The organism is Rhizobium sp. ZK1 (assembly GCF_047782645.1).
GTDB lineage: Bacteria > Pseudomonadota > Alphaproteobacteria > Rhizobiales > Rhizobiaceae > Rhizobium.
Genome location: NZ_CP180586.1, coordinates 4,354,260 through 4,377,649 on the forward strand (window position 1 = coordinate 4,354,260; position 23,390 = coordinate 4,377,649).

Annotated in this window: 25 protein-coding genes; 13 read left to right on the forward strand and 12 right to left on the reverse strand. The window is 60.8% G+C overall.

The window, feature by feature from the left end; all coding sequences use genetic code 11:
* Positions 1 to 42: 42 nt before the first annotated feature.
* From ACK9YZ_RS21875 to ACK9YZ_RS21885, 3 genes are all read right to left on the reverse strand, one after another.
* A complete protein-coding gene (locus tag ACK9YZ_RS21875) occupies positions 43 to 624 on the reverse strand; it encodes a TadE/TadG family type IV pilus assembly protein (RefSeq protein WP_216756635.1) in 582 nt (193 codons plus the stop codon).
* The gene (locus ACK9YZ_RS21880) at positions 624 to 1,256 is read right to left on the reverse strand and encodes a TadE/TadG family type IV pilus assembly protein (protein ID WP_416065148.1); all 633 of its coding nucleotides are present in this window, start codon (positions 1,254 to 1,256) and stop codon (positions 624 to 626) included. The genes ACK9YZ_RS21875 and ACK9YZ_RS21880 overlap by 1 nt, the downstream gene beginning before the upstream one ends.
* Before the next feature lie 113 nt (positions 1,257 to 1,369).
* Entirely contained in the window at positions 1,370 to 1,771 is a 402-nt protein-coding gene (locus tag ACK9YZ_RS21885) for a pilus assembly protein N-terminal domain-containing protein (protein WP_416065149.1), read from the reverse strand.
* Between the two features lie 392 nt (positions 1,772 to 2,163).
* On the opposite strand from ACK9YZ_RS21885, the gene ACK9YZ_RS21890 reads away from it, so the two are divergent.
* The 9 genes from ACK9YZ_RS21890 to ACK9YZ_RS21930 all read left to right on the forward strand — a co-directional run bounded on the left by ACK9YZ_RS21890 (position 2,164) and on the right by ACK9YZ_RS21930 (position 10,936).
* The gene (locus ACK9YZ_RS21890; RefSeq protein WP_416065150.1) at positions 2,164 to 2,373 is read left to right on the forward strand and encodes a Flp family type IVb pilin; all 210 of its coding nucleotides are present in this window, start codon (positions 2,164 to 2,166) and stop codon (positions 2,371 to 2,373) included.
* A 104-nt stretch (positions 2,374 to 2,477) separates the two neighbouring features.
* A complete protein-coding gene (locus tag ACK9YZ_RS21895; protein WP_416065151.1) occupies positions 2,478 to 2,990 on the forward strand; it encodes an A24 family peptidase in 513 nt (170 codons plus the stop codon).
* Positions 2,991 to 3,100: 110 nt separating this feature from the next.
* Entirely contained in the window at positions 3,101 to 3,916 is an 816-nt protein-coding gene (gene cpaB / locus ACK9YZ_RS21900; protein WP_416065152.1) for a Flp pilus assembly protein CpaB, read from the forward strand.
* A 5-nt stretch (positions 3,917 to 3,921) separates the two neighbouring features.
* A complete protein-coding gene (locus ACK9YZ_RS21905; RefSeq protein ID WP_416065153.1) occupies positions 3,922 to 5,433 on the forward strand; it encodes a type II and III secretion system protein family protein in 1,512 nt (503 codons plus the stop codon).
* Positions 5,430 to 6,146: a CpaD family pilus assembly protein gene (locus ACK9YZ_RS21910; RefSeq protein WP_416065154.1), complete on the forward strand. Its 717-nt coding sequence runs from the start codon at positions 5,430 to 5,432 to the stop codon at positions 6,144 to 6,146. The genes ACK9YZ_RS21905 and ACK9YZ_RS21910 overlap by 4 nt, the downstream gene beginning before the upstream one ends.
* Positions 6,143 to 7,420, forward strand: a complete 1,278-nt coding sequence (locus ACK9YZ_RS21915; protein WP_416065155.1) for an AAA family ATPase — start codon at positions 6,143 to 6,145, stop codon at positions 7,418 to 7,420. Before ACK9YZ_RS21910 ends, ACK9YZ_RS21915 begins: the two co-directional genes overlap by 4 nt.
* A 23-nt stretch (positions 7,421 to 7,443) precedes the next feature.
* A complete protein-coding gene (locus ACK9YZ_RS21920; RefSeq protein ID WP_416065156.1) occupies positions 7,444 to 8,928 on the forward strand; it encodes a CpaF family protein in 1,485 nt (494 codons plus the stop codon).
* A 1-nt stretch (position 8,929) separates the two neighbouring features.
* On the forward strand, positions 8,930 to 9,937 hold the full coding sequence (locus ACK9YZ_RS21925; protein ID WP_416065157.1) for a type II secretion system F family protein: 1,008 nt from the start codon (positions 8,930 to 8,932) through the stop codon (positions 9,935 to 9,937).
* Positions 9,938 to 9,952: 15 nt separating this feature from the next.
* The gene (locus ACK9YZ_RS21930; RefSeq protein ID WP_416065158.1) at positions 9,953 to 10,936 is read left to right on the forward strand and encodes a type II secretion system F family protein; all 984 of its coding nucleotides are present in this window, start codon (positions 9,953 to 9,955) and stop codon (positions 10,934 to 10,936) included.
* Between the two features lie 14 nt (positions 10,937 to 10,950).
* Here ACK9YZ_RS21930 and ACK9YZ_RS21935 read toward each other — a convergent pair whose 3' ends face one another.
* Positions 10,951 to 11,256, reverse strand: coding sequence for a hypothetical protein (locus tag ACK9YZ_RS21935; RefSeq protein WP_416065159.1), 306 nt, complete (start codon positions 11,254 to 11,256; stop codon positions 10,951 to 10,953).
* Between the two features lie 229 nt (positions 11,257 to 11,485).
* Here ACK9YZ_RS21935 and ACK9YZ_RS21940 point away from each other — a divergent pair, with 229 nt between their 5' ends.
* Positions 11,486 to 12,118 (forward strand): LysE family translocator, encoded by a 633-nt coding sequence (locus tag ACK9YZ_RS21940; RefSeq protein WP_416065160.1) that lies wholly within the window; start codon positions 11,486 to 11,488, stop codon positions 12,116 to 12,118.
* 1 nt (position 12,119) lies between these two features.
* On the opposite strand, the gene ACK9YZ_RS21945 is transcribed toward ACK9YZ_RS21940, so the two are convergent.
* Positions 12,120 to 12,953, reverse strand: a complete 834-nt coding sequence (locus ACK9YZ_RS21945) for a tetratricopeptide repeat protein (RefSeq protein ID WP_416065161.1) — start codon at positions 12,951 to 12,953, stop codon at positions 12,120 to 12,122.
* A gap of 139 nt (positions 12,954 to 13,092) precedes the next feature.
* Here ACK9YZ_RS21945 and ACK9YZ_RS21950 point away from each other — a divergent pair, with 139 nt between their 5' ends.
* The 3 genes from ACK9YZ_RS21950 to ACK9YZ_RS21960 all read left to right on the forward strand — a co-directional run bounded on the left by ACK9YZ_RS21950 (position 13,093) and on the right by ACK9YZ_RS21960 (position 15,825).
* The gene (locus ACK9YZ_RS21950; RefSeq protein ID WP_416065162.1) at positions 13,093 to 14,484 is read left to right on the forward strand and encodes a leucyl aminopeptidase family protein; all 1,392 of its coding nucleotides are present in this window, start codon (positions 13,093 to 13,095) and stop codon (positions 14,482 to 14,484) included.
* A gap of 113 nt (positions 14,485 to 14,597) precedes the next feature.
* Positions 14,598 to 14,948, forward strand: coding sequence for a MarR family transcriptional regulator (locus ACK9YZ_RS21955; RefSeq protein WP_416065163.1), 351 nt, complete (start codon positions 14,598 to 14,600; stop codon positions 14,946 to 14,948).
* 22 nt (positions 14,949 to 14,970) lie between these two features.
* Positions 14,971 to 15,825 (forward strand): NlpC/P60 family protein, encoded by an 855-nt coding sequence (locus tag ACK9YZ_RS21960; RefSeq protein WP_416065164.1) that lies wholly within the window; start codon positions 14,971 to 14,973, stop codon positions 15,823 to 15,825.
* A gap of 8 nt (positions 15,826 to 15,833) precedes the next feature.
* Here ACK9YZ_RS21960 and ACK9YZ_RS21965 read toward each other — a convergent pair whose 3' ends face one another.
* The 7 genes from ACK9YZ_RS21965 to ACK9YZ_RS21995 all read right to left on the reverse strand — a co-directional run bounded on the left by ACK9YZ_RS21965 (position 15,834) and on the right by ACK9YZ_RS21995 (position 23,089).
* Positions 15,834 to 17,222: an amidase gene (locus ACK9YZ_RS21965; RefSeq protein ID WP_416065165.1), complete on the reverse strand. Its 1,389-nt coding sequence runs from the start codon at positions 17,220 to 17,222 to the stop codon at positions 15,834 to 15,836.
* Between the two features lie 36 nt (positions 17,223 to 17,258).
* Complete coding sequence (locus tag ACK9YZ_RS21970; protein ID WP_216758961.1) at positions 17,259 to 18,122, reverse strand: ABC transporter permease; 864 nt, start codon at positions 18,120 to 18,122, stop codon at positions 17,259 to 17,261.
* On the reverse strand, positions 18,122 to 19,069 hold the full coding sequence (locus ACK9YZ_RS21975) for an ABC transporter permease (protein WP_416065166.1): 948 nt from the start codon (positions 19,067 to 19,069) through the stop codon (positions 18,122 to 18,124). Before ACK9YZ_RS21975 ends, ACK9YZ_RS21970 begins: the two co-directional genes overlap by 1 nt.
* Before the next feature lie 43 nt (positions 19,070 to 19,112).
* Entirely contained in the window at positions 19,113 to 20,642 is a 1,530-nt protein-coding gene (locus ACK9YZ_RS21980; RefSeq protein ID WP_416065167.1) for an ABC transporter substrate-binding protein, read from the reverse strand.
* A 149-nt stretch (positions 20,643 to 20,791) separates the two neighbouring features.
* Positions 20,792 to 21,712 (reverse strand): LysR family transcriptional regulator, encoded by a 921-nt coding sequence (locus ACK9YZ_RS21985; protein ID WP_416065168.1) that lies wholly within the window; start codon positions 21,710 to 21,712, stop codon positions 20,792 to 20,794.
* Between the two features lie 46 nt (positions 21,713 to 21,758).
* On the reverse strand, positions 21,759 to 22,754 hold the full coding sequence (locus tag ACK9YZ_RS21990) for a P1 family peptidase (RefSeq protein WP_416065169.1): 996 nt from the start codon (positions 22,752 to 22,754) through the stop codon (positions 21,759 to 21,761).
* Between the two features lie 140 nt (positions 22,755 to 22,894).
* Entirely contained in the window at positions 22,895 to 23,089 is a 195-nt protein-coding gene (locus tag ACK9YZ_RS21995) for a hypothetical protein (protein ID WP_184394344.1), read from the reverse strand.
* Between the last annotated feature and the right edge of the window lie 301 nt (positions 23,090 to 23,390).

Below are 23,390 nucleotides of genomic sequence, written 5' to 3' on the forward strand. Positions count from 1 at the left end.
AATTCGAGGTGTGGAAGGGCTAGCGCAAAAGCGCGACGTGCTTCAGCAATCGCCGCAGGGAATATTATCGTTTTGCCGCTGGCGATAGAAATAGCTGCGGCTGATCGTGATGGTGCGCATCTCCGCCGGCATGAAGTTGGGAGCAAACACGAACAGCGCATAGGGTATGCTGAGTTCGCTTCGGATGAGGAAGCTGTTGGCCTTCTTCATTTCAGTAGGCACGTCGGAAACCGTGCTGTTCTTGGCATAAGGCGCTGCCCCCGTTGATGCCCAGGACCACATGACCGTAGGATTGGAGCTGCCGTCGATCTGAATTGCGGTGACCTTCACCAACATACCCGCGCTGTCGTAGGGCGAGTAGATTGGCGGCGCGGCCTTGGCAATATCTGTGAGCGAGCTCTTTGTGACGCTCTGTTGTTGGGTGACGATATCGGCGATCGACCCGGCGGCACGTGTCGTGCGCTTGCTGACGCTGAGACCGATCGTGATCTCGAACGCGCCGAGATAGAGCATGACCAGAACCGGGAAGATGATGGCAAACTCGATGGCGCCGACACCCTTCCGGTCGGTCGCAAAGCGCCGCGCCGTCGAAGCCAGCCGTATGAGAAGTCCGCGACGCGCCATTATGGATATTGCTCGTTCTGGAAGGCAGCCGTTGAGACGATCAAATATTCGCTCGGCATGGAACTGCCGGCCGGGCGCAGCCCCGTAATATAGGGACGCACGAGATCGACAATGATGGACCAGCGATAGTAGGCGCGCAGCATGTTGATCGAACCGGGGCCGCCGGGCGTGAACTTGAAATCCGAAACCTTCAAATCGGAATATTTGTCCGAAGACACCCGCGGGATCGTCGTCGGGATCGAAGCAAAGGTCGTGAAGCTGCGCACATCGAGATAAAGCTTGCTGGGTGTCGCCGCTTCCGTTGCCGAACAACGGATGATGATCGAAATTTCCTCGCAGAAAGCTTGCCGGAATTGGGTCTGCGTCTTGTAACTCGCACGCGCGGGATCGACAAAGGTGATCTGCCCCGTACGCATCTGGCGGCTCATCGTATCGACGGCGTTCGAGACGAGTTCTTCTGCTGCAAAGGCAATAAAGGTTTCCAGGATGGCGAATATGACGATGAAGTAGGGGATGGCCAGCAGCGCGAACTCGATCGCTGCGGAGCCGTCGCGCGAGCGGGCCAGGGCGCGAAGTCTGGATAAACGGAGGGACGCACGCACCTTGCCCGTCTCCTGCTCACTGATCGCCATAGTCTGGCCTCGAAAATGTTCTTCGGGCGCCACACTAAGGCGTGTTCGTTGATTTTCCGTTTCAGGCCGGAGCAGCTATTTTAACGAATGTGCGTGAGTCTCGTTGATGTCGTTCAGTTTGCGGACGCGGCCCCGCCTTGCTGTGAATGCTGCTCGCAATTGGGCGTGCAGGAAAGAACCGAGCGCTCCGTCTGGCGATAGACGCGCACCGTATTGCCTTCATCAATGGAGACGAGGATGCGTTCGTCCAGAATCGCGTTGCCATCGCCATCGAGCAGCACGATGTTGGTTGTACCGAAGGCGCGGCCCGTCAATACGATCGTCCTGGCGTCGGCGACCGTTGCATCGGCAACCTTGGAATTGCCGACGATGACCTTGCTGACCGAACGGTCGAGCTTCAGGACGCGCGCGTGGTCCATATAGACGCGCAGCATGTCTTCCTGGGCGGAGGCCGCGGATGCCGTAAGAGCCGCAATCACCCAGGCAAAGAAAACGGTCTTGCCGTTCGATGGCATTTTGGCCCTCTTTCACGATCGCAATGCAAATTGCAGATAGAATGGAAAAAAATGGTGAACGAAGCTTTAAGCTCTCCACGCCATGTTCACGCGTGAAACGCACTGGATTGTTTCGGTACGCATCGATGAGGCATGAAATCGACGGGCAGCAGAAATTTGTGCCATTTCTGGATGCTTGAAAGCTATTGTTACACTTTGCTCCCGGAAATTCCTTAGAAATGCAAGCAATGCGGTAAGGAGTTACTTACCCTGACTGGGTCGGTTGTCTCGTTTACACCTTGTTAACGTATTTCATTAAGTCGATGGAAACGGCCATTCGCTAGGTTGCAGCCATCCGATCAACGGCAACAGTTGGCGGACGTGCTGAACATCAACTGGAGTTAGGAGTAACCATGACCAAGCTTTTTAGCCGTTTTCTGAAGGATGAATCCGGCGCGACCGCAATCGAATACGGCCTGATCGCCGCCCTCATTTCCGTAGCGCTGATCGCCGGCGCCACGACGCTCGGCGGTAAGCTCAACGACACGTTCACCGAGCTGGGCAACAAGCTGGACAAGGCCGTCAAGCCTGCTACCACCGGCACCGGCACTGATCCCACCTGATAATTAATGGGAGCGCAGTTCCCGCTTAGAAAAGATCAGGCTCACGAGCGAACGCCGTGAGCCTATTTGTCTTAAGCGGGTGAGAACTTGGGGCAGGTAAGAAGATGATCGTAGCCGCAATCCTTCTGGTTTTTCCGCTCTGCCTTGCTTTTGCGGCCATATCCGATCTGTTGACGATGACGATCCCGAACAGGGTGTCGTTGATCCTGATAATTGCATTCGCCGTGCTGGCGCCTCTGAGCGGCCTGGCCATTCCGGTAATCGGAATGCACGCGCTCGGTGCCGCTATCGTGTTCGGCATTTGCTTTACCCTCTTCGCGCTCAACGTAATGGGCGGTGGAGACGCGAAACTCTTGAGCGCGGCCGCGATCTGGTTCGGCTACGATCCCCCTCTCTTGTCTTTTCTGGCCTATGTCGGTGTCATCGGCGGCTTGGTCACGTTGGCGATCCTGTCGATCCGGGCGCAGGCAAATACGATATTGGCTATCGGCCTGCCCATTCCTAATTCGCTCCTGCTCGCCAAGAAGATCCCCTATGGCATCGCCATTGCGATCGGCGGCTTTCTGGCCTTCCCGTCCTCGCCGCTCTTCGTGGCCGCGCTGGAAAGCCTGAAATGACGGCGTATTAATCGACCGTTAACTTAGAATGTAAGTGTTCCATTAACTATAATTATACCAATTCCTGAGCATTCTGCGGAGCGAACGCGTCGTGCCCCAAGGAATGATCAATGAAACCGGCCCGCCTTATTGTATTAGCTGTCGCCGTGGTGGCAGCCGGCCTCGCCGGTCTTCTTGCGATGAACATGGCCGGCAGTGGCGGTGTCGTGACGAAGGTCCAATCTGTCATCGAGAAGGAACCGACCGTCAACGTCCTGGTCTCCAGCGCCAATCTCCCCGTCGGCGCGCGGTTGGACGAGAAGGCCGTCCACTGGATGGCCTGGCCGCAGAATGGCGTTGTCCAGGGCTTCATTACCGAGACCGATCGGCCGGACGCGATCAAGGATCTGCAGGGCGGTGTCGTGCGCTTGCCTGTCTTCGAGGGTGAACCGATCCGTCCGGAAAAGGTCGCCGATTCCAACAGCCGCATCCTGTCCTCGCTGCTGCCCGCCGGCAAGCGCGCCGTCGCGACCGAAATCTCCGTGGCGACCGGCGCCGGCGGCTTCATCCTCCCCAATGACCGCGTCGACGTAATCATGGTGCGCAAGGGGCAGGGCACGGACAAATACATAACCGAAACTGTGCTGAGCAATGTCCGCGTTCTCGCCATCGACCAGCAGATCGAGGAGAAGGAGGACGGCACCAAGGCCGCGGTCGGCACGACAGCAACGCTGGAACTGACCCCGGACCAGACCAAGGTTCTGGCCGTTGCCCAGCAGATGGCCGATCGCCTTTCGCTTGCCCTGCGCTCCGTCGCCGATGCGCAGGAGCAGGATACCAGCGCGGCAGATTATCTGCTGAGCGGCGATAACGGCAGCGCAATCATTCAGGTCATCAAGTCCGGCTCCATCGTCACGGATGCCACCGGCTCAGTGAAGCCGGAGTAAGGGAAATGCAGATGGGCAACTCAAAACAGCGCACCAGGCTTTTCCTGACCGGCTGCCTTTCCCTGGCGATGGCCGCGACGGGCGTTACGCCGCTTTCCTTTCATGCGCCCCTCAACGTGGAGCAGGCCAACGCCGCCTCCGAAAGCCTCATCCGCATTTCGCAAAGCGGCCCCGGCGCGCATCGCCGCGTGAAGCTCGGTCTCAACAAGGCTGTCGTCGTCGACCTGCCTGATGACGCGCATGACATTCTCGTTTCCGATCCGAGCATGGCCGATGCGGTGACCCGCACCTCGCGGCGCATCTATTTGTTCGGCAAGACGGTCGGGCAGACCAATATTTTCGTGTTCGGCGCCAGCGGCGAAGAGGTCGTCAGCCTCGATGTCGAGGTGGAGCGCGACGTCTCCGGTCTCGAGGCCAATCTGCGCCGCTTCATCCCGGACTCTGCCATCAAAGTCGAAATCGTCTCCGACAATATCGTACTGACCGGTACCGTTCGCACACCGCAGGATGCGACCCAAGCAGCGTCGCTCGCCATGGCCTTCCTGAAAGGCGGCGAGGCCACGACGCGCACGAGAACCGCTTCAGGGACCGGCGGTGACAGCGCAGTTGCGCTCTTTGTGGAAGGCCGTCAGCAGTCCCAGGTCGTCAACCTCCTGCAGATCCAGGGCGAGGACCAGGTCACGCTCAAGGTTACGATCGCCGAGGTTCGCCGTGAGGTCCTGAAACAGCTTGGTTTCGACAATCTCGTCACCAACTCCTCGGGCATGACGGTCGCCCAACTCGGCAGCCCATCGGCCGATAGCGCCACATCCGTCGTCGGCGGCGGCCTTGCCGCGCTCTTCAAGAACTCGATCGGCAAATACGATATATCGACCTACCTGAATGCGCTGGAACAGGGCAAGGTCGTGCGCACGCTGGCCGAACCGACGTTGACGGCGATTTCCGGCCAGGCCGCGACCTTCAATTCCGGCGGCCAGGTTCTTTACTCGACGACGGACAATAACGGCAACGTCACCGTCGTTCCCTATGATTACGGTATTAGTCTGGCGTTCAAACCGGTCGTCCTGTCTTCCGGCCGCATCAGCTTGCAGATCACGACCAATGTCTCCGAGCCGGCACCGTCGGTATCGGGTGCAGCGCCCACCTATCAGCGCCGCTCGGCACAGACTTCGGTCGAGCTTCCCTCGGGTGGCTCGATCGCTCTTGCGGGCCTCATCCGCGACAACATCTCCCAGACGATGAACGGCACCCCCGGCGTCTCGAAGATCCCGCTCCTCGGCACGCTGTTCCGCCAGAAGGGGGTCGAACGCCAGGAAACGGAACTCGTCATCATCGCGACGCCCTATCTGGTGCGTCCGGTGGCGCGCAATCAGCTCAATCGGCCGGACGACAATTTCAGCCCGACGAATGATGCGTCCGCCTTTTTCATGAACCGCGTCAACAAGGTTTACGGCAGCTCTCAGGCGCCGGTTGCCGATGCGCAATTCCACGGTTCCATCGGATTTATTTACAAATGAGCGGGGCACGGTCTGAACCGATGAAAACGAACAGAGATCAGGCGATGGCCCATTGGAACGCGAAACATTCCCGCACGACAAAGCCTCTGCTCGTGGCCGCATCACTCGCTGTTGCAATCCTTTCCGGCTGTGCCGGCCCGCGTGATCAGCTGACGACCGGCGGTATTCCCGACGATTACCGGGAGCGCCATCCCATCGTCGTGACGGAAGCCGAACAGACGGTTGATATTCCCGTTGCCTCCAGCGACCGCCGCCTGACGATCGCCCAGCGCGAGCTGATCCGTGGATTTGCGCAAAACTACGTGTCGCGCGCCTCTGGCCCCGTCTACATCCTGTCTCCCGAGGGGTCGGCAAATGCGGGAGCAGCGCGCGCCTTGCGCAGCCAGGTTCGCGCCGAACTTGCTTCGCGCGGCATTGCCAGCAACAAGATCATCAATACGTCCTATGCGGCAACCGGCCTTCTCGATGCCGCGCCGATACGCCTGAGCTTCACCGGCATGACGTCGGTAACGACCCAGTGCGGCCAATGGCCGAAGGATATCTCGGCCGATTTCACGAACCAGAATTACTACAATTTCGGCTGCGCCTCGCAGAACAACCTCGCCGCCCAGGTCGCCAATCCGGAAGATTTCATCGCCCCGCGCGGTATGACCCCGATCGATGCAGAGCAGCGCAACGAGATGATCAAGGAATACCGCGGGACAGAACAATGAGCACCGTCGACTACGAGATCAGGAACACCAGCGAGCTCCGCCATGCCGAAGAGGCGATGCGCATGGGAGAACTGGAAAACATGCGGCCGCTGCCGCGCATCTCCGTTCATGCCTTCTGCGAAAGCGAGGGATTGCAGCGGGTGATGGAGCGCTGCGCCAATGACCGGCGCATGTCGAAAGTCAGTCTGCGCATCACCAGCGGCGGCACGGCGGCGGCTGCGAACATGTTCTCCGGCGCACCCACACCGAACCTGATCATCCTCGAGACCAGGGCGAACCCGACCAGCCTGCTTGCCGAACTCGCGCCGCTCGCCGCCGTCTGCGATCCCTCGACCAAGGTCATCATCGTCGGTTACTACAACGACATCAGTCTCTACCGCGATCTGATCCGTAACGGCATTTCCGAATATATGGTCCAGCCCATCGCCATGCCCGACATCATGGGCGCGATGGCGGCAATCTTCGTCGATCCGGAAGCCGAGCCGCTTGGCCGCAGCATCGCCTTTATCGGCGCCAAGGGCGGGGTCGGCGCATCGACCGTTGCTCATAATTGCGCCTTCGGCATCTCGAACCTGTTCTCGACCGAGACGATCCTGGCCGATCTCGACCTGCCCTATGGCACGGCGAATATCGATTTCGATCAGGATCCGGCTCAGGGTATTGCCGAGGCCGTCTTTGCACCGGAGCGGCTTGATGAGGTTTTCCTCGATCGCCTGCTGACCAAGTGCTCGGAGCATCTTTCGCTGCTGGCCGCCCCCTCGCTGCTCGACCGCGCATATGATTTCGAGGGCCAGGCCTTCCAGCCTGTCATGGATGTGCTGCAGCGCAGCGCGCCAGTCACGGTGCTCGACGTTCCGCATGCCTGGTCGGACTGGACCCGTTCGGTCCTGTCGAGTGCCGACGAAGTCGTTATCTGCGCGGTTCCCGATCTCGCCAACCTGCGCAATACCAAGAACATGCTCGATGCGCTCCGCAAGATGCGCCCGAACGACAAGGCGCCGCATCTCATTCTTAATCAGGTCGGCATGCCAAAGCGGCCGGAAATCTCGATTTCCGATTTCTGCGAGCCGCTGGAAGTCGAACCGATTGCCATCATTCCCTTCGATATCGGTCTTTTCGGTAACGCCGCCAATAGCGGCCGGATGATTTCCGAGGTCGACCCGAAGTCGCCGACATCAGAGACTTTTTCGCAGATCTCGCACATCGTCACGGGACGAGTGGCGATCAAGAAATCCAGGAAGGGCGGCCTTCTCGGCCTTCTGAAGCGTAAGTGAACGAGTAGAATTGGATCGGATCAATGTTCGGAAAACGCGGAAATGAAGGTTTCGGAAAGGCCGGTGCCGGCGGTGTCGCCGCTCCGCCGCCGCCGATGCCCGCTGCCGCCCCGGCAGCGCCATCCGCTCCCGCGGTGTTCGTCGAGCCGTCGCGCGAACCTGTCCGCCAGCAGGTGGCGCCGCCGCCGATGCAGACGCCGCAGCGCAAGCGCCCCGCCCGCACGGACGAATATTACGATACCAAGGCGCAGGTTTTTTCCGCGCTGATCGATACGATCGACCTCTCGCAGCTTTCCAAGCTGGATGGCGAAAGCGCGCGCGAGGAAATCCGCGATATCGTCAACGATATCATCACCATCAAGAATTTCGCGATGTCGATCTCCGAGCAGGAGGAGCTGCTCGAGGATATCTGCAACGACGTCCTGGGCTATGGTCCGCTCGAGCCGCTGCTGGCGCGTGACGATATTGCCGATATCATGGTCAACGGCGCGGGCCAAACCTTCATCGAAGTCGGCGGTAAGACGATCGAATCCGAAATCCGCTTCCGCGACAATTCGCAGCTTCTGTCGATCTGCCAGCGCATCGTCAGCCAGGTCGGCCGCCGCGTCGATGAATCGAGCCCGATCTGCGACGCGCGCCTGCCCGATGGCTCGCGCGTCAACGTCATCGCGCCGCCGCTTTCCATCGATGGGCCGGCGCTCACCATCCGCAAATTCAAGAAAGATAAGCTGACGCTCGATCAGCTGGTCCGCTTCGGTGCGATCACGCCCGAAGGCGCAACTGTGCTGCAGATCATCGGCCGCGTCCGCTGCAACGTCATCATCTCGGGCGGCACGGGTTCGGGTAAGACGACGCTTCTGAACTGCCTGACGAACTACATCGACCGCGACGAGCGCGTCATCACCTGCGAGGATACGGCCGAACTGCAGCTCCAGCAGCCGCATGTGGTGCGCCTGGAAACCCGCCCGCCGAATATCGAAGGCGAGGGCGAGATCACCATGCGCGACCTCGTCAAGAACTGCCTGCGCATGCGTCCCGAACGCATCATCGTCGGCGAAGTGCGCGGACCGGAGGTGTTCGACCTCCTCCAGGCCATGAACACCGGCCACGACGGCTCCATGGGCACTATCCACGCCAACAACCCACGTGAATGCCTGAGCCGCATGGAATCGATGATCGCCATGGGCGGCTTCACCTTGCCGGCAAAGACCGTACGCGAGATCATCTCCTCCTCGATCGACGTCATCATCCAGGCACAGCGCCTGCGCGACGGTTCGCGCCGCATCACGCAGATCACCGAGGTGATCGGCATGGAAGGCGACGTCATCATCACTCAGGATCTGATGCGCTACGAGATCGAAGGCGAGGACGCGAGCGGCCGTCTGATCGGCCGTCACATGTCGACGGGTATAGGCAAGCCGCATTTCTGGGATCGCGCCCGCTATTACAACGAAGAAAAACGCCTCGCCGCCGCGCTCGACGAGATGGAATCGAAATCGAAGGATTGAGATGTTCGGCATCGATCCGACAGTGCTGGCAATTATCGTCCTCGCAGCCGTTGCGGCGGCCGCAGTGAGCTATGCCGTATTGTTCTCGCGTATTGAGAGCGACAAGAAATCGGCAAGCCGCATCAACCGCGTCAAGTCGGCTGAAGTCGATCGCACCAAGGTCAAGGCCGCCCGCGACCGTGTGCAGGAATTGTCGAAGCGCCGCAAATCCGTGCAGGACAATCTCAAGGATCTCGAAAAGCGGCAGCACGAAAAGACCAAGAAAACGCTGTCGCTGAAATCCCGCCTGGTGCAGGCGGGACTGCCGATCACGCCCGTCCGCTTCTATCTTTTCAGCGCACTCTTCGCATTTGTGCTGCTGGTCTTGCTTTTCCTCGCCGGCGCATCGACACCGATCATGCTTGGTATTCCCGTGGCCGCAGGGCTTGGCCTGCCGCGCTGGGTGCTCGGCTTCCTCGTCTCGCGCCGCCAGAACAAGTTCCTCGACGAGTTTCCGAATGCGCTCGACGTCATCGTCCGCTCCATCCGCTCCGGTCTGCCACTGAACGATGCGATCCGCCTCGTTGCGACCGAGGGGGTCGAGCCCGTCAAGGGCGAATTCCGCCGTATCGTCGAATCGCAGCAGGTCGGCCTCAGCGTGCCCGAAGCCTGTGCCCGCATGACCAATCAGATGCCGCTGCAGGAAGTCAATTTTTTCGCGATCGTCATCGCCATCCAGTCACAGGCCGGCGGCAACCTGTCGGAAGCGATCGGCAACCTTTCCAAGGTGCTGCGCGACCGCAAGAAGATGAAGGCCAAGGTTAAGGCACTGTCGATGGAAGCCAAGGCGTCTGCCGTCATCATCGGCGCCCTTCCATTCATCGTTGCCACGCTCGTCTACCTGACGTCGCCGCAATACATGATGGTCCTGTTTACCGATCCGCGCGGCCACTTCATCTTGGGCTTTTCGGCGGTCTGGATGTCGATCGGCATCTTCGTGATGCGCAACATGATCAATTTCGATATCTAGCGGGAGCAGGGCAGCATGTCGGAAGAACTCGCCGCAAGATTGACCGATCCCGCCATGATCGTGGCGGTGCTCGTCGCCATCGCCGTCTTCGCCACCTTCTACACGCTTGCCGTTCCCTTTTTCGAGCGTGGCGATCTCAACAAGCGCATGAAGGCCGTCTCGACCGAGCGCGAGCAGATCCGCGCCCGCGAACGCGCCCGCCTGAATGCCGACGCCGGCGGCAAGGCCACGCTCAGAAGCCAGAACAACCGGCCCGTCCGCCAGATTGTCGAGCGTTTCAACCTGCGCAAGGCACTCGTCGACGACAACACGATGAACAAGTTGCGCGCCGCTGGTTTTCGCTCGGAAAACGCGTTGAACACTTTCCTCGTCGCGCGCTTTCTTCTGCCATTTCTCTTCCTGGCCGTTGCCGCCTTCTGGATGTTCGGTCTCGGCAACCTTGCCGACAAGGGCCTGCCGATACGGGTCTTCATCGTCATCGGCATCGCCTATGTCGGCTTCTATGCCCCAAACATCTATATCTCCAACCGGATGGGCAAGCGTCAGCACTCCATAAAGCGCGCCTGGCCGGATGCGCTGGACATGATGTTGATTTGCGTGGAATCGGGCATTTCCATCGAAGCAGCCATGCGCCGTGTTTCCGAAGAACTCGGCGAACAGTCGCCGGCGCTCGCCGAAGAAATGGTGCTGACGACCGCTGAGCTCTCTTTCCTGCCGGATCGGCGCGTGGCGCTCGAAAACCTCGCGACCCGCACCCAGATCGATCTCGTCCGTTCCGTCACACAGGCGCTCATTCAGGCAGATCGCTACGGCACGCCGGTAGCAACGGCGCTGCGCGTGCTGGCGCAGGAAGGCCGCGACGAACGCATGAACGAAGCGGAAAAGAAGGCTGCCGCCCTGCCGCCGAAGCTGACCGTGCCGATGATTCTCTTCTTCCTGCCGGTGCTCGTCGCGGTCATCCTCGGCCCCGCCGGCATCCAGGTCGCTGACCGGTTCTGACGCCCGCCCCGGTTCTAGCGCAGGATTTCGCTGTTGAACAATATCAGTACATTGCCTGGACCTAACGCAAATTTCACGACGTCCTCCACCGCAGGCAATATATCTGCGCAGCTCTTGTCATTGAGTCTGATCGAGAAGATGCAGCGCGCCGCAAAGCCGTATTCTCCGGCAGTTTCATTCTCAATTTCGTTCGTATCGTAAACCTCAGAAATCAAGAACCGGTATTCAAACAGTCCCGCGTGTCGCGACAAAAGCTGAGCGACAATGTGCTTGGCGACTTCACGCGGCTTGGGCACAAAACACGAAAGATGGATTGCCATATTACGTTACTCTCTGAATTTAATAATTCTAAAACCTCCCGAACGGTCAATTATCATAACCTGTCTGATTCCGGGGATTGCGTGATTGGTTAACAGGGCTTGCAATGCGGCTGATGAAACGGAGCTGCCGGCCAGATTGACGCATCACGCTCTCTGAAAATCGATTCCAATTTTCATGTCGACGCTGTAGCCTGCGCTTTCAAGCAGCTTGGCTAAACGGAGCTTTGTCATGTCCTCCCTCGGCATCTTCATCAGCATCATTTCGGCCCTGATGATCGGCGCCATGAGCCCGGGTCCGAGTTTCGTCATGGTCTCGCGCATCGCTGTCTCCCGCTCGAGGTTCGACGGGCTTGCCGCAGCGCTCGGCATGGGCATCGGCGGCGTGGTCTTCGCGACATTGGCGCTGGCGGGCCTGACGGCGCTGCTGTCGCAATTCGAATGGCTGTATCTCGTTTTGAAGATCGCCGGTGGTGCGTATCTGCTCTACATCGCCTTTGCCATCTGGAAAGGCGCGCGGGAGCCGCTCTCGTTCTCCGCCGATATCGCTGCCAGAAGCATGCCGTCGCGCAGTTTTACCAGTGCTCTGCTGACGCAGTTGAGCAATCCGAAGACGATTGTGGTCTATGCCAGCCTGTTTGCGGCACTTCTGCCGAAAGCCGTGCCGGTGGAGCTGATGCTGGCATTGCCGCTCGGTGTCTTCGCTGTGGAAGCCGGATGGTATGCGATCGTGGCGCTCGCCTTCTCGGCCCATCATCCGCGCAGGCTCTATCTCGCCGCGAAGGTCTGGATCGACCGGGCAGCCGGCGCGGTCATGGCGGGGCTCGGTCTTCGGCTCATTCTGTCCGGACTGAGCACGCGATAGATCAATTGGTATTTGCAGCCGTCTGCGACGTCGCGTCTTTCGCCGCCAGTTTCTGCCAGGAGTTCTGCTGCGAAAGCATGCCGCGCAGATAGGCGACATTGGCATCGGCCTGCTGCGGCGAGAGTTCGCGCCGCGCGATCTGCTCGGCCTCGGGGAAACGGCCCTGCAGCCCGACGGCGAGGGCGAGGTTCTGGCGCACGCGGCTGTCGGCGGAGGGCTGACCTGCCGCCGAGCGAAGATAGGTTTCTGCCGTGCGCAGATCGCCCGTCAGCAGATAGGACATGCCGAGGTTGGAAAGGATCGACGGCTCGTTCGGCTGGATGTCGAGCGCATCGCGGTAGCGCTGACGCGCCTCGTTTGGTTTGCCCATTTGATCGAGGATCGCGCCTTCTGCCGAGATCAGCCGCCAGTCGGGACGGTCGGGCGTCTGTGCCCTGCCGATCGTGTCCAGCGCCTGCTGAAGCTGCCCCGCGGCTGCCTGCGCCTTGCCATAGGCGGCAAGCACATTGCGGTCACCGGGATTGGCGATGGCGACCTGCTGCATGACCGCCAGTGCCTGTGCGTCGCGCCCGTTCATGCGCAGCAGATTGGCGTAGTTGACGCCGTTGACGGGATCGCGCGGGTTCTTCTCATAGGCCTGGCCGACGCGGTCGGTGGCGGCGCGCAGTTGATTGGCGTCCATCTGCTCGACCGGCCTGTCGAGCTTCGGGATCGAGCCGGTCGTCATCCGGTCTTTTGCCGTCGTCGAGCAGCCGGCGAGCGCCAGCATGACGAGAGCAGCGGCGGTTCCTTGAAAAGCACGCTTTTTAAGAGGAGTAGAGGCCGGGAGGGGCATTGCGCGTTCCTGAATGAAATCGGCGCCTAACCTCAAAGCGGAACAGGGAAAGGTTTGACGCAATCTTCGCTCCAGCAATAGTCTGTTAACCCTAACAGACAGTTAAGAAGTGATTCTGCCCCCGCCTCTAAGGACAATCATGGCCCCCTTCCAGTTCATCGAAAGACCGACCCCTTTCAACACCAAGGGCGGGGCGACGCTGCCGATCTTCGCTGTCACGCCCGCCCATATCGAAACCGGCACCATCGATCCGATCGCGCTCGATTGGGCTCGCAAAGCCGGCTACAAGGCGGAAAGCGGTTCGTTGCTTCTGATCCCCACGGCCGAAGGCCATCTCGGCGGTGCGCTTTTCGGTCTCGGCACCAATCCGTCGGAGCAGCCCTACATTACCGGCAAGCTCGCCCGCGCGCTTCCTGCCGGCGATTGGCATATCGAGACCGCACCGCTGACGGCGAACCGCCTCGCGCTCGGCTTCGGCCTCGGCAGTTATCGTTTCGACCGTTACAAGTCTGAAAAGTCGCCCGCCGCGACGCTGATGATCCCGCGCGACGCCGACGGCAACGAGATCAAACGCCAGCTCGCCGGCGTCTTCCTCGCCCGCGACCTCATCAACACGCCGACCAACGACATGGGTCCGGAGCAGCTCGAAGCCGCTTTCCGTGACCTGGCAACGCACTATAAGGCCGAGATGTCGGTCATCATTGGTGACGACCTGCTCAAGGAAAACTTTCCGCTGGTCCATACGGTCGGCCGCGCCAGCGCCGACGCGCCGCGCCAGCTGGAGCTGCGCTGGGGCAAGAAGGGCCACCGCAAGGTTACGCTGGTCGGCAAGGGCGTCTGCTTCGATACCGGCGGCCTCGACATCAAGCCCGCTTCGTCCATGCTGCTGATGAAGAAGGACATGGGGGGTGCTGCAAACGTCATGGGCCTGGCACTCATGATCATGGATGCCAAGCTGAAGGTGGACCTGCGTGTTATCATCCCGGTCGTCGAGAATTCCATCTCGTCGAATGCCTTCCGTCCCGGCGACATCTACAAGAGCCGCAAGGGCCTGACGGTCCAGATCGACAACACCGATGCCGAAGGCCGCCTGATTTTGGCCGACGCACTCGCTTATGCCGACGAGGAAGAGCCGGATCTGCTGATCGACATGGCGACCCTGACGGGTGCCGCCCGCGTCGCTCTCGGCCCCGATCTGCCGCCCTTCTTCACTGATGATGAGAACCTCGCGCAAGACCTGATGGAAGCAAGTCTCGAGACGGACGATCCGCTCTGGCGCCTGCCGCTTTACGCTGGCTACGAGAAGGACATCCGCACCAAGTTCGCCGATATCACCAACGCTCCGGCGGGCGGCATGGCGGGAGCCATCACCGCAGCACTCTTCCTGAAACGCTTCGTCGGCAAGGCGAAGAGCTGGGCGCATCTCGACATCTACGGCTGGGCGCCGAACGAGCGCGCCCATTCGCCAGGAGGAGGCGAGGCGCAGGCGATCCGCGCCCTCTATCACCATATTCGCCACAGCATCCGCTGAGCCAATTCTTAAAATTTTATTTACCTTGCGAGGCGGCATTCTGTGCCGCCTCTTGCGTGTGCGAGATATCTGCCGGAAAATGAAACGTTAGCGTAACGATTTCCGGAGGGGCCGTGCCGATCGAACTGACCGCCTCGCAGGCGCTTGGCCTCTGGCACGGTGTGGCGCTCAACCAGGTCCGTCATGATGCGCGCGATTTGACGTTGCGCCAGATGGCGATCCTGCTGCATATCTATCTCGTGCCGCCGCCGCATACGGTGCGCGGGCTGGCCGCGACGCTGAACGTGACGAAACCTGTCATCACTCGCGCACTGGATACGATGGGCGAAATGGGCCTCGTCGATCGCGTTCGTGACGATGCCGACCGGCGAAATGTCATCATCAAGCGCACCGTCAGCGGTGCACTCTATCTCGAAAAGCTTGGCGATCTCGTGCGCGAGCAGGGCCGCAAGCTTCCGGTCTGAAAGGCCATCTGAAAGGAATCCCATGACGATGCTCGACCGTCGCCTTCATGCCTACCGCCCGGATCTCGCGGAAGCCTGCCTTGAAGGCAAGGTCGAAGCGACGCGCTTTGTGAGCGGGACGCCGGCCCGCGTCTGCGTTCCGGTCATTGGCCTGCGTCCCCAGCCGGATCTTGCCCGTGGTATCGATACGGAGCTGCTTTTCGGCGAGGACGTGACGGTCTTCGATCGTGCTGATGGCTGGTGCTGGGTCAAGGCCACATCCGACGGCTATGTTGGCTACCTGCCCGAGGACGCAATTGCGGAAGCAGCGACGGCCCCGACCCACATCGTCCTTCCGCAGCGCACCTTCCTCTATCCCGAACCGGAGCTGCGCAAACCGTATAAGACAGTGCTGTCGATGGGTAGTCGTGTCCATATATCAGGCGAAACGGAAGCGCGCGGCAATCACTATCTGGTGCTCGGCGACGGGACCGCGATCTTCGCGAAACATCTCCAGCCGCTCGGTGCGCTGGATGGCCAGGACTATGTCGATATCGCTGCCCGCTTCCTGGAAACACCCTATCTCTGGGGCGGCCGCTCCGGCCTTGGCATGGATTGCTCCGGCCTCATCCAGCTTGCGCTGCAGATGACCGGCAGAAGCGCGCCGCGCGATACCGATATGCAGGCGGCCGGCCTTGGCGAGCCGATCGAGCGCTCAGATGTACGCCGCGGCGATCTGGTCTTCTGGAAGGGGCATGTCGCCATCTTCGAAGATCCCGAAACCATCATCCATGCCAACGGCCACACGATGACCGTGGCGCGCGAGAATTTCGAGGCGGCCGTGAAGCGTATCGGCTGGCTGTACGAACAGCCGACAGGTTATCGGCGCCCGTTCTGAGATTGCTTTCAGGCGGTCGGCGGCTTTGGCCAGTCCTTGATGCCACCCGTCCAATCCTCGAATGCTTTCGAGAGTTTCAGCACCCGCATGTCGTCGAAGCGCGGCCCGACGATCTGCAGGCCGATCGGGATGCCCTTCGAGAAACCGCAATTGATGGACGAGGCCGGCTGCTCCGACATGTTCCAAGGCACCGTGAAGGCGATATGCTCGAAGGGCAGCTTCGGATCGTTGGTCGGCGAGGGCCATTCGGCCGGATAGGAGACGATTGGATTGGTCGGCGACAACACCGCATCGACCTCGGTGAAAAGCCGGCCGCAGGTCTTGCGCATCTCGATTGTCTGGTTGAAGCCCTTGACCGCATCCACACCGCTGACATCGGCGCCGCCCTTAGCCCATTCATAGATATAGGGAAGGATACTTTCGCGTCGCTCTTCGCTCAGCCCGGCAATGTCGCCCCAGAAACGCGCACGCCAGAAATCGTCGAGCCCATCGAGCATGGTCCTTGTCAGCACCGGCCCTGCGGAAACGATCGTCGCACCCGCCTTCTCGAAAAGTTTCGCGGCCTGCTCGACGGCAATCTTCACATCGTCATCGACAGCCAGGCCGCAGCCCGCATCGAGCATCAGTCCGATCCGCATGCCGCTGAGATCGATAGCAAGATTCATCCAGTCGAAATCATTCGGCGGCAGACTGGTGCCGTCGCGCCAGTCTGGGCGGGAAAGGGTCGCCATCGACCAGGCGGCGTCCTCCACGGTGCGGGTCATCGGCCCCGCGCAGCGCCCGACATAATAGGGATCGACCGGAATGCGCCCATGGCTCGGCTTGAAGCCGAAGACGCCTGTCCAGCCTGCCGGCAGGCGCACGGAGCCGCCGATATCGGTGCCGACATGCAGTGGCCCGTAACCGGCCGCCGCTGCTGCCGAAGCGCCGGCGCTCGAACCGCCGGGATTCTGCGTGATGTCCCAGGGATTGCGGCTGAGATGATGGAAACTGGAAAGGCCTGACGAGAGCATGCCGTAGTCTGGGCAGGTCGTCTTGGCGAAGATGATCGCGCCGTCCTCCCGCAGCCGTGCCGCCGCCGGCGCGTCCGCTTCCGCAGGCTTCAGTTCGACCGCCTTGGTGCCGAGTGGCACCGGCTGGTCCTTAGTCGCGATCAGTTCCTTCAGAGTAACCGGAATGCCGTCCAGCGGACCAAGTGTTCCGCCTTTCATCCAGCGTTCGGTCGAAGCCTTTGCCTGCTCGCGGGACGCTTGCGGGTCATAGAGGTAGAGTGCGGCAATGGAGGGTTCCCAGGCATCGATATGTTTTTCGAGCGCGAGCCAGTAGTCGAGCGGCGAGAGGGTTTTGTCAGCGAAGCGTTGCCTGAGCTCACTGATGGTGAAATCGGTTTCGGACATGGTCTGATCTTTCGGGCGGTTTGTCTTGGGAGGACATCAGCGGCTCGCTTCGCGCGGGTCGAACAGATCGCGCAATCCGTCGCCCAGCATGTTGAAGCCGAAGACGGTGAGCGCGATGGCAAGGCCGGGCAGGATTGCCAGCCACGGAGCAAGCGAAAGGAAGGTCTGGGCGTCTGCGAGCATGCGTCCCCAGGTCGGCGCCGGCGGCGCCATGCCGAGGCCGAGGAAGGAAAGGCCGGCCTCGGTCAGGATCGCAAGACCGAGCTGGATGGCCGCATGCACAATAATCTGGCTCACGATGTTCGGCAGCACGTGCCGCACCGAGATCGTGAAACGGCTGTTGCCGATCGCCTGCGCGGCCAGCACATAATCGCGGCTCCAGGCCTGCAGCGAGGTCGCGAGCGTCACACGCGCAAAGACGGGCACCATGAAGACGGCGATTGCCGTGATGGCGGTAAAGCGCCCCGGTCCCAGAAAGGCGCCGAGGATCATGGCCGAAAGGATCGGCGGCAGTGCGAAGATGACGTCACAGGCGCGCATCAAAAGCGCCTGATAGGGGCCGCGGATGGCAGCCGCAGAAATCCCGGCAATGGAACCGAGTGTGCCGCCGATGGCGACTGCGCTGACAGCGATCGACAGCGAATTCCAGCACCCGACCATCAGCATGGAGAGCACGTCGCGGCCGAACTGGTCCGTGCCGAGCAGGCCGAAGGCAAGCGGCGGCTGCAGCTTGTGAATGATCTGCATCTTGGCCGGCGGCAGCGGCGTCCAGAACAGCGACAGCAGGGCAATGGCGGCTAAGAGGCCGATGACGATGGTACCGGTGATGAGGTTCTTTCGCCGGCTAAGCCTGAAGCTTCGGCGCCGTGGAAAGATGGCGGAGGAGACGATGGGTGCCATCATGCCGCCTTTCGCATACGCGGATCGATCGCCAGATAGGAGAGATCGACGATGAAGTTCATCACGATGACAAGCCCCGCGAAGAGCAGCACGACATCCTGCATCACGATGATGTCACGCTGCGACAGGGCCTGAAAGGCAAGCCGCCCTAGGCCCGGCAGATTGAAGACGTTTTCGACCAGCACCGCGCCGGCGACGAGGAAAGTGAATTGCAGGCCGAGGATGGTCAGGATCGGCACCAGCGCATTCGGCACGATATGCCGCCAGAGCACCGTGCTGCGCGACAGTCCCTTGGCGACGGCGGTACGCGCAAAATCCTCATGCATAGTGTCGAGCACCGCCGACCGCGCGACGCGGGTCAGCACGCCGGCTTGCGGCAGCGCGAGCGCCACTGCCGGCATCAGCAGCGCCTGCAGTGCGGGCAGAAGCCCGGCGCCCCATCCCGGAAAGCCGCCGGCCGGCATCAGCCCGAGCGTGGTGGAAAACAGGATGATGAGCAGCAGCGCCACCCAGAAGACCGGCACGGCGATGCTGATCTGCGAGAAGACCGTGGCGATCGCATCGACGATGCCGCCGCGCTGCGCTGCCGCCAGTACGCCGAGCGGCAGCGCAATCAGCACCGACAGCATAATGGCCATCAGCGCCAGCGGCAGCGTCACGGCCAGCCGCTCGACGATCAGACCCGCGACCGGGACGCCATAGGTATAGGACTGTCCGAGATTGCCGGAGAAGACACCGGCAATCCATTGGCCGTAACGAAGGATGAGCGGCTGGTCGAGGCCAAGCTCATGCCGCAGCGCCGCCAGGGTTTCCGGGCTTGCCGAGGTACCGAGCATGATCGAGGCGGGATCGCCCGGCAGCAGATCCATCACGGCGAAAATGACAAGCGAAACGACCAGAAGTGTAAGGACAAGGCCGGCAAGGCGGCGGGAAAGCAGTGCGATCATATCGTCTTCATCACCCTGTCAGCCGCTGCCCGCACCCGGTTGTTCAATCTTCCCAGGAAACGTTGCTGAGAACGTTGGAGGGGATCGGCTCGTTCTCCCACAGGCCCTTCAGCTTCTTGTCCCAGACGCCGAGCTTGGGCATGACGAAAAGGTAGAGCGCCGGCACGTCCTCGGCGAGGATCTTCTGCGCTTCGCCATAGATCTTGGCCTGTCCGGCCGGATCGGCAGTCTCCTGCACCTTCTTCACAAGATCGTTGAAGGCGGGGTTCTTGTAGTTGAAGTAATAGGGATCGCGCGAATAGATGTCGATGTCCATCGGCTCGGCATGGGCGACGATGGTCATGTCGTAGTCGCGGCTGGTCATCACATCCTTCACCCACTTCGCCGGAAATTCCGTGGGCTCGATATTCATCGTCACGCCGATCTCGGCCAACATGGCCTGCATCACCTGTGCGCTGCGCGGTGCATAGGCCATCTGCGGTGATTTGATCGTGAAGGTGAAACCGTTGGGATAGCCGGCCTCGGTAAGCAGTGCCTTTGCCTTTTCGACATTATAAGGCAGCACGCCCGTCATGTCCTGATAACCGGGATCGTTCGGCGTATAGTGGCTGCCGATCGCCGTGCCGAGGCCGGACCAGGCACCATCAATGACGGTCTGGCGGTCGATCGCCATCATCAGGGCCTGGCGTACGCGCTTGTCGTCGAACGGCTTGCGGGCATTGTTCATGCCGGCAACGACCTTGAGTTCGGTATTGCCGACCTTGGTGGTCAGGCGGGCATCGCCATCGAAGGAGCTCATCAGTTCCGGTGCGGAGAATTCCGGAAAGGCGTCGAGATCGCCGGATTTCAGGGCCGCCGCCTGTGCCTGAGGATCGTTGATGAAGCGGAAGGTCACCTTGTCGAGCCTGGCGCTACCCTCCTTGTTCCAGTAGTCGTCATTCCTGACGAGTTCCACGCGGTCGCCCTTGGCCCAGGTGGAAAATTTGAACGGTCCGGTGCCGACAGGCGTCGTCTTGTCGTCGGCTGCAGATTTCGGCCCGACCATGACGGAGGCCGGCCAGCCGAGCCAGTAGATCAGGCTGCCGGTCGGGGTGGAAAGATGCAGCACCAGCGTTTCGGTATCCGGCGTGTCGATAGAGGCGATCGATGCGAAGAAGCGCTTTTGCGGATTGATGGAATCCTTGCCGCGGGCGCGGTCGAGGGCGAATTTGGCGGCGGCGGAATCAAAGACCGCGCCATCATGGAATTTCACGCTGCTCTGCAGCTTGAACGTATAGGTCAGTCCATCAGGGGAAATCTCCCAGCTCTTGGCGAGCTGCGGCTGCACCTTGCCGGTCTCGTCAATCCTGACCAGCCCTTCGAATATATTCTGCCAGGTCACCTGGCCGATGGCGACGGGGGCGGCAATCGTCGGGTCGAGCCCGGTCGGCTCTACGCTCATGCCGAGATTGAGTGTGGTCTTGGCGGCTTCCGCGGGCGTCAGCGCCAGCATCATGATGCCGGCGGAAAGCGCAACGCCCACTGAAAGACGCCGCATGAGACGCGCCGACGGCGCGAGCGAAACCTTGATCATCCTGTTCCCCTGTTTGGCTCCGTTGTTCGGCAGAGCCCTTTTGCGCGTAGAGTGACACCACGGCAGTGCACACACAATGACGATTTTGTGTGCTCAGTGTAGCCGAAAAAGCTACACAGTAATTCTCGGCCCAATGCAAGCCCGTAGGTCTACTCCTTGCTTCCCGCCCTGCGGTTGGCGCGTTCGCGCATGAAGCGTTCGATGAAATCGAGAAGCTTCGTTGCGGCAAAGGAAAGCTGTCGGTCGGGCGCCACGCAAAGATCGACATGCGTTCGGATGCCGGTCTTGCCGGCAAGGGGAATGGCGCAGAGCTGCCCGGCCTCGATCTCGCGACGAACGGTCAGCGCCGGCAGCAGCGTTACCGCCGCGCCGCTCAATACCAGTTCTTTGAGCATTTCGAGCGAACTCGTCACGAAGACCGGATCGAGGCTCAGCCCTTCCCTTTCGAAGAGCGCGTCGAAGGCCTGGCGGAAACCGAAGGATTGGTCGGGCAGCGCCAAAGCATATTCGGCCAGCTCCTTGAGCGGAATATCCGGCCGCGACGCTGCGGGATGGTTCGGCGCGATGATGAGATCATAGGCGATTTCCGAGCGCAGCCGTACTTTGGTGCTGGACATCGGCGGCGCAAACAGCGTCACAGCAATATCGGCTTCCGCGTTGTTGACGGCTTCGATGGCTGCCCGCGCGCTGGTGATCGTCACGGCAAAGCGCAGCTTCGGATATTTCAGGCTAAATTCGGCGAGCGCAGGAGCAAGCAGATTAGCGACCGTCGCGCCGTTCGCATAGATGTTGACGCGGCCGCGCTGCAGGCCCTTCAGGTCCTCGATCAGCTGCTGCACATGATCGAGCTCGCGCAGCGTTCGCCCGGCGCGTGCCGCCAGCAGTTCGCCGGCAGCCGTCAGCTTCACGCCGCGAGCGCTGCGCTCCACCAGGGGCGCGCCGAAATGGTATTCGAGATTCTCGATCTGCCGGCTGATCGCCGTCGGCGCAACATTGAGGTTTTCGGCTGCCTGGCGCATGGAGTTGGTTCGCACCAGCTCGTCGAAATACATCAGCGCCCGAATCTGCATTCACCCGTTCTCCGCCGTGAGGCAATTTTCACGATAGTCTAAGCAATCAGCGTCCGGCCGCATAGCGGTCGCGCCACGCCATCTGCGCGCCCCGCACCGGAAGCGCCGTCGCCTCGTAGACGCCGCGCGCGATCGCCCGCGCCATGACGATCCCGGCCAGATGGCACAATTCCATCAGGCTTGCCATGTCGTTGCGCTGTTGTTTGCCGGTGGAAGCCGCAAAAATCGTATCACCATCGAGCGGCAGGTGGGCGGGCAGCACCGCTCGCGCCAGCCCGTCATGAGCGGCGATGGAAAGCCGGTGCGCTTCCGCCTTGATCAGTGATGCATCGGTGACAACAGCGCCGATCGTCGTTGCCGTCGTCTTCACGCCTTTCAGCCGCAGTTTATGGTCCATCTGGTCGGGCATGCCAAGCCCGCCGAATTCTCCACTCTTTTCGAAGGGGGCCGCCCAGAAATGCGGGCCTTCGCCGATCGTCGTCGTACCGACGGCATTGACGGCAACGATGGCCGCGATGCGATGCCCGGTGCTGCTGACCGCACTTGCCGAGCCGAGCCCGCCCTTGAAGGTCGCGGTCGTTGCCCCCGTGCCGGCACCGACAGTGCCGAGATCGAACGCGCCCTTGCGGGCGGCTTTCACGGCCTCATAGCCCATGTCGCGATAGGGCGAATGCAGACCCCAGTCCTTGTCGCCGCCATTCAGCAGATCCATCAGGATCGCCTGCGGTACGATCGGGATACGAACCGGGCCGACCTGAAATCCGCGTCCCATCTCCCGCAATCCCGCCTGCACGCCGCCTGCCGCATCGAGACCGAAGGCCGATCCGCCCGACAACACGAAGGCGTCGACGGCATCGACCACCATGGAAGGGTCGAGCAGCGCTGTATCGCGCCCGCCCGGCGCACCGCCGAGCACGCTGCCGGAAGCGACCGCCGGTTCATCGAAGACGATGGCAGTGACTCCGGAACCAAGCGACAGGTTGGTTGCGTGACCGACGGAGACACCTTCGATATCGGTGAGAAGATTGAGAAGATCGGACAAGCGCGGACTCCTGTCTTGAAGGGAAGCGCGCCGATAGGAAGTCAAATGCGTTTAAAAGACAAGACGGGCAAAAAACAAGACCGGCCCGTTTTGCCGGGCCGGTCGGAAATCCTCTGATAGTATCGAAGCCGCTTCCCGCATCAGGCGTGCAGAGGCTTCGGATGACGACGGGTCATCAGGTCGTGAATGGCGACTTTCACCTCGGCGGGCGAGCTGAAATGCTGCTCATCGAGGTCATGGACATGGAATTTGACGGCGATGAATTTCAGCCGGTCTTCATCCGGAATGACGATCCCGACCGGGATGCCTGCATATTCGATAACTTCTTTTTTCATACGTAGAACTCCTGCCGCGCGGATGCGCAAGCTATGGCGAATTGACTTGTCTGGTACCGTTGAAAGGAAGGACGAACGTCACATTCGACAGTTCGGGCGGGAGAGGGCGCCCGGACGGTCATTGCCGAGCACAGATCGCCCAGGCAGTACGGCGAGAATTTCGAAATCAATCATGTCTCGTTCCTTGCGTTGGCGTTGCACTCGCGAGGTCCCGGAAGAGTCCGGGGCCGGTGAAAGACCATCTCTATAATCTACAAACTTGATAGAGAATAGCTCATGGTCTGTAAGAAACATATTCCGA